Annotated in this window: 8 protein-coding genes; 4 read left to right on the top strand and 4 right to left on the bottom strand. The window is 51.0% G+C overall.

Annotated elements, in window-relative coordinates; translation table 11 throughout:
* Positions 1-226 precede the first annotated feature (226 nt).
* Positions 227-1,411: a bifunctional phosphopantothenoylcysteine decarboxylase/phosphopantothenate--cysteine ligase CoaBC gene (coaBC, locus tag HMPREF2959_RS02845; protein WP_002243752.1), complete on the top strand. Its 1,185-nt coding sequence runs from the start codon at positions 227-229 to the stop codon at positions 1,409-1,411.
* Positions 1,412-1,477: 66 nt separating this feature from the next.
* Here the strand turns inward: coaBC and HMPREF2959_RS02840 are convergent, their stop codons facing one another.
* The 3 genes from HMPREF2959_RS02840 to gmk all read right to left on the bottom strand — a co-directional run bounded on the left by HMPREF2959_RS02840 (position 1,478) and on the right by gmk (position 4,609).
* Positions 1,478-3,634, bottom strand: a complete 2,157-nt coding sequence (locus tag HMPREF2959_RS02840; RefSeq protein WP_002243753.1) for a RelA/SpoT family protein — start codon at positions 3,632-3,634, stop codon at positions 1,478-1,480.
* Positions 3,635-3,725: 91 nt separating this feature from the next.
* Positions 3,726-3,932 (bottom strand): DNA-directed RNA polymerase subunit omega, encoded by a 207-nt coding sequence (gene rpoZ / locus HMPREF2959_RS02835; protein WP_002212665.1) that lies wholly within the window; start codon positions 3,930-3,932, stop codon positions 3,726-3,728.
* Positions 3,933-3,991: 59 nt separating this feature from the next.
* Positions 3,992-4,609, bottom strand: coding sequence for a guanylate kinase (gene gmk, locus HMPREF2959_RS02830; RefSeq protein WP_002212664.1), 618 nt, complete (start codon positions 4,607-4,609; stop codon positions 3,992-3,994).
* A 127-nt stretch (positions 4,610-4,736) separates the two neighbouring features.
* On the opposite strand from gmk, the gene HMPREF2959_RS02825 reads away from it, so the two are divergent.
* A complete protein-coding gene (locus HMPREF2959_RS02825) occupies positions 4,737-5,336 on the top strand; it encodes an adenine phosphoribosyltransferase (protein ID WP_002218925.1) in 600 nt (199 codons plus the stop codon).
* 45 nt (positions 5,337-5,381) lie between these two features.
* On the opposite strand, the gene HMPREF2959_RS02820 is transcribed toward HMPREF2959_RS02825, so the two are convergent.
* The gene (locus tag HMPREF2959_RS02820) at positions 5,382-6,170 is read right to left on the bottom strand and encodes a Cof-type HAD-IIB family hydrolase (RefSeq protein ID WP_002243754.1); all 789 of its coding nucleotides are present in this window, start codon (positions 6,168-6,170) and stop codon (positions 5,382-5,384) included.
* A 324-nt stretch (positions 6,171-6,494) separates the two neighbouring features.
* Here HMPREF2959_RS02820 and yegQ point away from each other — a divergent pair, with 324 nt between their 5' ends.
* On the top strand, positions 6,495-7,850 hold the full coding sequence (gene yegQ / locus HMPREF2959_RS02810; protein WP_002243755.1) for a prephenate-dependent tRNA uridine(34) hydroxylase TrhP: 1,356 nt from the start codon (positions 6,495-6,497) through the stop codon (positions 7,848-7,850).
* 133 nt (positions 7,851-7,983) lie between these two features.
* Positions 7,984-8,460, top strand: a complete 477-nt coding sequence (locus HMPREF2959_RS11875; protein ID WP_002243756.1) for a hypothetical protein — start codon at positions 7,984-7,986, stop codon at positions 8,458-8,460.
* Positions 8,461-8,636 lie beyond the last annotated feature (176 nt).

Genomic DNA, 8,636 nt, shown 5'->3' with positions numbered 1-8,636 from the left:
AAATTCGTCATGTCGCTGTCGGATAAGGTTTTTTTATTTTCGCCAAACGCTGCACCACCTCCAACAATCCCTTCCTCCCCCTCCTCTGACTAGTGCGCCTTTGTGAATATGCCGTCTGAAACTCGGGGACTCAGACGGCATTTTGTATCCAAAACGGTAACTAATGTATCCGTACTTTGTTATAGAATGGCTGCTGTTTTTTTCTTCGTAATTAGAAATTGTCAAAATGGGTAAACATATTCTTTTAGGTGTAACGGGCAGTATTGCGGCGTATAAGTCTTGCGAGTTGGTGCGACTGCTGAAAAAACAGGGGCATTCGGTTACGGTGGTTATGAGCCGCTCGGCAACTGAATTTGTTTCTCCGCTGACTTTTCAGGCTTTGAGCGGCAATCCCGTTCTGACCGACACGCACGGCAGCAACGGTTCAAACGGCATGGAACATATCAACCTGACCCGGAATGCGGATGTTTTTCTGATTGCGCCGGCAAGTATGAATACCGTGGCAAAAATCTGTAACGGCGTGGCAGATAATCTACTGACCAATCTGGCAGCCGCACGGAAATGTCCTCTTGCCATCGCTCCCGCGATGAATGTGGAAATGTGGCTCAACCCTGCCAACCAACGGAATATCGCACAACTGGTTTCAGACGGCATTACTGTCTATATGCCGGGCTTGGGCGAACAGGCTTGCGGAGAAAATGGTATGGGAAGGATGCCGGAACCTGCCGAATTGCTGGATTTGCTTCCAGACTTGTGGACACCGAAAATTTTAAGGGACAAGAAAATCTTGATTACCGCAGGTGCGACATTTGAAGCCATTGACCCTGTCAGGGGCATCACAAATATTTCCAGCGGGAAAATGGGCGTAGCTTTGGCGCGGGCGTGTCGTGCCGCCGGTGCGGAAGTCAGCCTGATTTACGGGCAACTTCAAACCGAACTGCCTTTCGGTATATCCAATAGGGTTCAAACCGTCAGTGCTGAAGATATGCATCGTGCAGTGCATCGTTTAATCGACAAACAAGATGCTTTTATTTCTGTTGCCGCCGTCTCAGACTATAAGGTTAAAAACAGGAGTACGCAAAAATTCAAAAAAGATAAAAATGCCAAACCATTATCCATCGAATTGGATGAGAACCCCGATATTTTGGCTTCTATTGCCTCATTGCCGAACCCGCCGTTCTGCATCGGTTTTGCCGCTGAAACGGAGAATGTAATGGCATATGCGCGAGAAAAACGTATTAAGAAAAAAATACCGGTGATAGTTGCCAATGATGTTTCAATCGCGATGGGCAAACCGACCAACCGGATTACCATTATCGGGGACGACGGGGAACTATCTTTTCCCGAAACAAGTAAAGATGAAGCGGCGATGCAGATTGTTGAAAGGCTTGCCGTATATTTGAACAAATAAGCAATTGAACGGATAAACCATAAAACGGGTTGCCTGTTAATCAAAAGGCAACCCGTTTTACCTGCTTCAACTTCTGATGACTTTGCGGATATATGGAATACTATGCAGATTTTGAATAATCTGATTCAACTGATCCAAATTCTTGACTTTCAATAAGAATTTGAATTCGACAAAACCTTCCGTTCCCGACTGGGATTTAGACGGTGTTTCGACCGACTCGATGTCCGCACCGGAATCGGAAATCGCTTGCGCCATTAATGCCAACAGGCCGTGGCTGTCTTCCGATTGGACTTGAAGCCCGACACGGTAGTTCTGCCCATTCATATTTTCCCAGTCTGCATCCAGCTGCTGTTCGGGATCGGACTTCAACAACGTCGGGCAGCTATCCCTATGGATAATCATGCCTTTTCCCTTAACCAACAGCAAACGGATGGAATCGCCGGGAACAGGGTGGCAGCACTCTGCAAAATGAATATGCCCGCTTTCCTGACCATCGACTTTAATGGAACTGAGCCTGACCTCGCTGCCGAAATGCTCCCCTGCCAACTCAGCAATGTGCATGGCGACATAAACAGGCAGGGTATGCCCCATCCCTACGTTGTACAGCACTTCTTCAAACGATGTCTGCTTGTCGTTGAGATCGGCAAGATATTTTTCCTTGATGCCGTCTGAAAGCAGGACATCTTTGGGCAGCAAACTGGACAGGGCTTTTTGTAAGAGGCTCTCTCCCAAAACGACCGCATCGTGCCGGTTAAGGTTTTTAATATATTGGCGTATGGCACTGCGCGCCCTGCCTGACACGGCGAAATTCAACCACGCGGGATTGGGTTTGGCGTGTTCGGATGTGATAATTTCAACAGAATCACCGGTTTTGAGCTTCGTACGCAACGGCATCATGATATTGTTGATACGTGCGGCAACGGTTTTGTGCCCGATATCGGTATGCACCGCATAAGCAAAATCGACAGGCGTTGCCCCTTTGGGCAAAGTTAGGATTTTTCCTTTTGGCGTAAGGATGTAGATTTCGTTCGGAAACAAATCGACTTTGACGTGTTCGAGAAACTCAATGGCATTGGCACTGCTTGCCTGCAAATCTAAGATATTTTTCAGCCACCGGTTTGTGTGAAGCACCGCCTGATCGACCGTCTTAGAATATGATTTATAGCTCCAATGTCCGGCGATTCCACCTTCGGCAACAGCATCCATTTCCTTGGTACGTATCTGAACTTCAATCGGCAAGCCGTAAGGACCGACCAAAGTCGTATGCAGACTTTGATACCCGTTGCTTTTCGGAATGGCGATATAGTCTTTGAACCGCCCGGGCTTGGGCTGATAGAGGGTGTGCAATGCGCCGAGTGCGGCATAACAGGCTGGAATGCTGTTGACAATGACGCGGAAACCGTAAATATCCATAACCTCGGCAAAGCGCAGCTTTTTCGCCATCATTTTCTGATGGATGCCGTACAGGTTTTTTTCCCTGCCTTTGATTTTGGCCTCTATATTCGCGCCTACCAGCCGCTGGCCGAATGCGCGCAAGACTTTGCCGACAACGTCCTGCCGGTTCTTCCGGCTCTTGTCCATCGCTTTTTTTAAAGTCTCGTAGCGGTTGGGATGCAGGTTTTGGAACGATAAATCCTGAAGCTCTTGATATGCGTTATTCAAACCTATACGGTTGGCAATCTGTGCATAGATTTCAAGGGTTTCCCTTGCAATCCGGCGGCGTTTGTCCGGGCGCATCGAACCGAGCGTCCGCATATTATGCAGACGGTCGGCAAGTTTAACGACAATCACGCGCACATCTTTGGTCATCGCCAAAATCAGTTTGCGGAAACTCTCCGCCTGATGTTCCGCATGATCTTCAAATTTGAGTTTTTCGAGTTTGGACAGCCCGTCCACCATCTCGGCAACCGTATTGCCGAACACCGCCGCCATTTCCCCTTTTGTCACGCCCGTATCTTCCAATACGTCGTGCATCACGCCTGCACAAAGACCCTGTATGTCCATATGCCAAAGGGCGAGCTGCGTCGCAACGGCAATCGGATGCGTGATGTAGGGCTCCCCGCTTTTGCGGGTTTGCCCGTCGTGGGCGCGAAACGCATAGGCGACAGCTTTTTCAAGCTCCGCCTGTTCCTCGGGCTTGAGGTAGGAGGCGGTATGGAAAAGCAGGGCACGCGCTTCGGCGGTCAGGGGGTCGTAAGGGGCGGAAGGTTGGGAGGCGGGCATTTCAGACGGCTTTCGGTATGTATGTGTTTTTCATTTCAAACCGTCGGACTGCACGGCGGCAGAATGTGCCGACGTGCGTTTCCGGCAGAATTTATTTATTGCGCGTCAACAGTTCCGTACCGATATGCCCAGCGGCGATTTCCCTTAAAGCGGTAACAGTCGGTTTGTTATTGCGGACATCGTCCACAAGCGGCGTATTGCCATTTTCAAGCTGGCGGGCCCGACGGGCCGCTACCAATGTCAGGTCAAAATGGTTGGAAATTTTTCCGGTACAGTCTTCGGTGGTAATACGTGCCATATTATTTGCTTTCTTTCAAAAATATTTAAATTGGGAAACCGGGTATTTTCGCGGTTTTTTTAGGAATTTTCCAACAAATCTGCAATAAATCCCAGTTGCCGCGACCTTTTCAGACGGCAGGCATTCACAATATGGCGCAAATCCTCCTCCGCCCGCGCCAAGTCATCATTGACCACGACAAAATCGAACAATACGGACTGTTCGATTTCATGCCTTGCCTTCGACAGCCTCCTTTGGATAACTTCCCGACTGTCCGTCCCGCGTCCGTTCAGACGTGCAGCAAGCACATCGAAAGACGGCGGCAGGATAAAGATGCCGACGGCTTCCGGCAGCGCGTTGCGAACCTGCGCCGCGCCCTGAACGTCGATTTCCAAAATTACGTCATAGCCTGCCGCCGCCAAAGCATTCACGCCCTCCGCGCTTGTGCCGTAATAGTTGCCGAACACGTCTGCGTATTCCAAAAAAGCTTCCTGCGCGATAAGCGACTCAAACTCTTCTTTGGAAACAAAATGATAATGTACGCCGTTTACTTCGCCTTCACGCGGCGGACGCGTCGTGTGCGATACGGAAACGCGCAAACCGTTATGGTTTGCCAACAGCCGCGACACCAGCGTGGTTTTGCCCGTGCCGGAAGCGGCCGAAATGATAAAGATGTTGCCTTTTCGATAAGCGGACATATTTTTTACCTGTATATTTTCCAGCCGATTGTATCACAACGGACACCCGGTTTCCTATTTGCCGATGCCCATATTTTGCCGCTATTGTTTTGATTGATTTGGCAAGCGGCAGGCTGACGGCTACAATATGGCGTTAAAAACATCAAACTTGGAACACGCAATGCTGGTTCATCCCGAAGCTATGAGTGTCGGCGCGCTTGCCGACAAAATCCGCAAAATCGAAAACTGGCCGCAAAAAGGCATCTTATTCCACGACATCACGCCCGTCCTGCAAAGCGCGGAATACTTCCGACTTTTGGTTGATTTATTGGTTTACCGCTATATGGATCAGAAAATCGACATCGTTGCCGGTTTGGACGCGCGCGGCTTCATTATCGGCGCGGCACTCGCCTACCATCTCAACGTCGGTTTTGTCCCCATCCGCAAAAAAGGCAAGCTGCCTTTTGAAACCGTATCGCAAAGCTACGCGCTCGAATACGGGGAAGCTGCGGTGGAAATCCACACCGATGCCGTCAAACCCGGTTCGCGCGTGCTGCTGGTCGATGATTTGGTTGCCACGGGCGGCACGATGCTTGCCGGACTGGAGCTGATCCGCAAACTCGGCGGGGAAATTGTCGAAGCCGCCGCCATTTTGGAATTTACCGACCTTCAAGGCGGCAAGAATATCCGTGCAAGCGGCGCGCCCTTATTTACCCTGCTTCAAAACGAAGGCTGTATGAAGGGCTGAAAACCGACCCTGCCGTCTGAAACCGGCAGGGTTGTTATTATGCGTTCAAATCACGCCCAAATCTTGCAAGCCCCTCAACACGCCGTCTTCATCAACGCCGGGGCAAACATATTTCGCCGCTTCTTTCGCCGCCTGTTCCCCGTTGCCCATTGCCACGCCGAACCCGACTTCAGACAGCATTTCCACATCGTTCAAACCATCGCCGAACGCCATCACGTCCGCCATTTCCAAACCCAATGCTTCAACCACGCTTCTGATACCGTCCATTTTCGACGCACCCGCAGGCAGCAGATCGACCGCTTCCTCGTGCCAGCGCACCGTTTTCAAGCCTTCCTGTTCCACAATATCCGACCAGAGCGGCATTTCGTTTTCCTCCGCAAACACCAGCATCTGATACACCGGTTTGCTTGAGAAATAATCCTTATCGGCAAAAAAATCGCTGGCGATATGCTGCAAGGCGCGGCACACGCATTCCGACAGCGCGGACACGGCGATCCCCTCTCCGCCGACAAACGCATAATCCATACCCAAGCTATCCAAATGCGCGCAAACCCTGCCCATCAAACCGGCATCCATCGGTACTTCGCGCACAGTTTTACCGTGCAGCAGCGCAAACTGCCCGTTTATCGTTACCACGGCATCCATACCCGTTTCCGCCATCATGTCCCTGACCTTTTCGGGTATCGTCGCCAAAGACCGCCCCGTTGCCAACGCCGTCAATATGCCTTTGCCGCGCAAAGCCGCCACCGCCGTTTTCACGGAAGGACGCAAGGTATCCGTATATTTGCGGTACAGCGTATCGTCAATATCGAAAAACACGATTTTGGGATTCATCATATTCTCTCTCGCACTCAAACTGCCGCATTGTATCCCAATCAGGCAAATACTTGATAAATCCTTATAAATTTCCCGGCAAAATTGACCGCGAACACGAAAAGGCGGATAATCCGCCCATCCTCAAACCCTTTTCAGACGGCATTTGCAGCAATGCCGTCTGAAACATTTTTACAAAGCACACAAATCATGTTTCAACACACAGGACGACACATAAAGCGTCGCCCTATATGTTGCCCTGATTCGGAAAGGGTTACACCCCTCCCAAATAAAGTCTGATTCTACCGCCCTAAAGGGCGGGGTTTCAACCGAAAAGGAAACACGATGAAAGCACCCGAACTCTTATTGCCCGCCGGCGGATTGGAAAGAATGCGCGCCGCCTACGATTACGGCGCAGATGCCGTTTACGCCGGCAGCCCGCGTTACTCCCTGCGCGCCCGCAACAACGAATTTGCCAAACTCAACGTCCTTGAGCAAGGCATTAAAGAAGCGCACGAGCGCAACAAAAAATTCTTCCTTACCGTCAACACCCTGCCGCACAACTCCAAACTCAAAACCTTTGTTTCCGATATGGAACCCTTGATTGCCATGAAACCCGACGCGCTGATTATGGCGGATCCGGGTTTGATCATGACCGTGCGCGAAAAATGGCCGGAAATGCCGATCCACCTGTCCGTACAAGCCAACACCACCAACTACTGGGGCGTGAAATTCTGGCAGAATATCGGCGTCGAACGCATCATCCTGTCGCGCGAATTGAGTATGGAAGAAATCGCCGAAATCCGCCAACAATGCCCCGACATCGAACTCGAAGTCTTCATTCACGGCGCATTGTGCATCGCCTACTCCGGCCGTTGCCTACTCTCCGGCTACTTCAACCACCGCGACCCCAACCAAGGCACCTGCACCAACTCCTGCCGTTGGGACTACAAAGTCCACAACGCCACGGAAAGCGATGCAGGCGATGCCCAACTTCTGCAAGGTTTTAACTTTGAAAAAGCCCAAGAAGAAGCCAACCAAAACTTTGAAGGCATCAATGGTCAAAAACGCCATCCCTACGCCGACAAAGTTTTCCTGATTGAAGAGTCCAACCGCCCGGGCGAAATGATGCCGATTATGGAAGACGAACACGGCACCTACATCATGAACTCCAAAGACCTGCGCGGCATTGAAGTGGTTGAGAAACTCGCCAAAATCGGCGTGGACAGCCTCAAAGTCGAAGGCCGCACCAAGTCGCTTTATTATGTTGCACGTGTCGCCCAGTCCTACCGCAAAGCGATTGATGATGCCGTTGCAGGCCGTCCGTTTGATTACAGCCTGTTGAGCGAACTCGAAGGCCTTGCCAACCGCGGCTACACCAGCGGCTTCCTCGAACGCCACCAAACCCAAGACTATCAAAACTACCTCAGCGGCCATTCCACCGCCAAACAAAGCCAATACGTCGGACACGTTACCGAAATCGACAAAAACGGCTGGGCGACCATCGAAGTTAAAAACCGCTTCGCCGTCGGCGATTCACTCGAAATCATCCACCCGGGCGGCAACCAAACCATCAAATTGGAACAAATGACCCGCAAAGGCCAACCTGTCGATGTTGCCCCGGGCAACGGCATTCAGGTCAAAATCCCCGATATGCAGGGCAAAGAAAAAGCCCTCATCGCACGCGTATTGAACCCCTAAGCCACGATGCCGTCCGAACCCCGTTTTCAGACGGCATTTTGTTGAATCTTACGGTACAATGGCAATGATTTCCCACCGCAAGCAAGGATATCCGACATGAAAAAAAATCCTCATACTCTCCGCCGCCGCCCTGATGCTGGCAGTCTGCCAATCCGGCAGCGCACCTAAAAACGCGCACACGGCATCCGCCGGCACACCGGCCGGAGAATCATGCAAAGTCATCCGGGACGACACCGCAGGAAGCGGCAAAAACATCATTTACCGTTGCAGCAACGGTCAGGCGGCAATAAATGCAGCCATTGCAGACGGCGTATTGGAATCTGGGATTCCCGTCAGCTTCGGCGGCGGGGGCGTACCGGTTGCAAACGGCAGGAATCTGGTTACACGGCAAGCAGCAAACGGCGTTGGCAAATCCGACTCCGAGGCCTGCGAACACGCCCTAATCAATGCCGCCCGCAAATTCCAGCAGACCGCCGGCAAACTCGGCGGGCGCAGTGTTACCGGCTTCCACAGCTACTTTGACAAGCAGCCGCTGCAAGGCGGACAATACGACTGTCAGGCAGGTTCGTTCCACGTCCGCGTGGTCATGCGCGCCAATGTCGTCCGTTAACATATCGGCAATCAAAAAATTAGGCTGTGTTTTAGTAATCTGTTGATTTCAATTATTTGCAAGGGAAAAGACAATTATTTTTTCGGTTAGGAAGAGACCTATCCTATTGAATACATTTAAGTTAAATACGTCTATCAACACTATATTATAGTGGATTAACAAAAATCAGGACAAGG

The organism is Neisseria sp. HMSC070F02, from assembly GCF_001814225.1.
Lineage (GTDB): Bacteria > Pseudomonadota > Gammaproteobacteria > Burkholderiales > Neisseriaceae > Neisseria > Neisseria meningitidis.
This window is presented reverse-complemented; position numbering and strand designations above follow the sequence as displayed.

What these genes read in the sequence shown, in the direction of transcription:
- coaBC (WP_002243752.1), top strand. Translation starts at nt 227, where the DNA reads ATGGGTAAACATATTCTTTTAGGTGTAACGGGCAGTATTGCGGCGTAT.
- HMPREF2959_RS02840 (WP_002243753.1), bottom strand. Translation starts at nt 3,634, where the DNA reads ATGCCCGCCTCCCAACCTTCCGCCCCTTACGACCCCCTGACCGCCGAA.
- rpoZ (WP_002212665.1), bottom strand. Translation starts at nt 3,932, where the DNA reads ATGGCACGTATTACCACCGAAGACTGTACCGGAAAAATTTCCAACCAT.
- gmk (WP_002212664.1), bottom strand. Translation starts at nt 4,609, where the DNA reads ATGTCCGCTTATCGAAAAGGCAACATCTTTATCATTTCGGCCGCTTCC.
- HMPREF2959_RS02825 (WP_002218925.1), top strand. Translation starts at nt 4,737, where the DNA reads ATGGCGTTAAAAACATCAAACTTGGAACACGCAATGCTGGTTCATCCC.
- HMPREF2959_RS02820 (WP_002243754.1), bottom strand. Translation starts at nt 6,170, where the DNA reads ATGAATCCCAAAATCGTGTTTTTCGATATTGACGATACGCTGTACCGC.
- yegQ (WP_002243755.1), top strand. Translation starts at nt 6,495, where the DNA reads ATGAAAGCACCCGAACTCTTATTGCCCGCCGGCGGATTGGAAAGAATG.
- HMPREF2959_RS11875 (WP_002243756.1), top strand. Translation starts at nt 7,984, where the DNA reads ATGCTGGCAGTCTGCCAATCCGGCAGCGCACCTAAAAACGCGCACACG.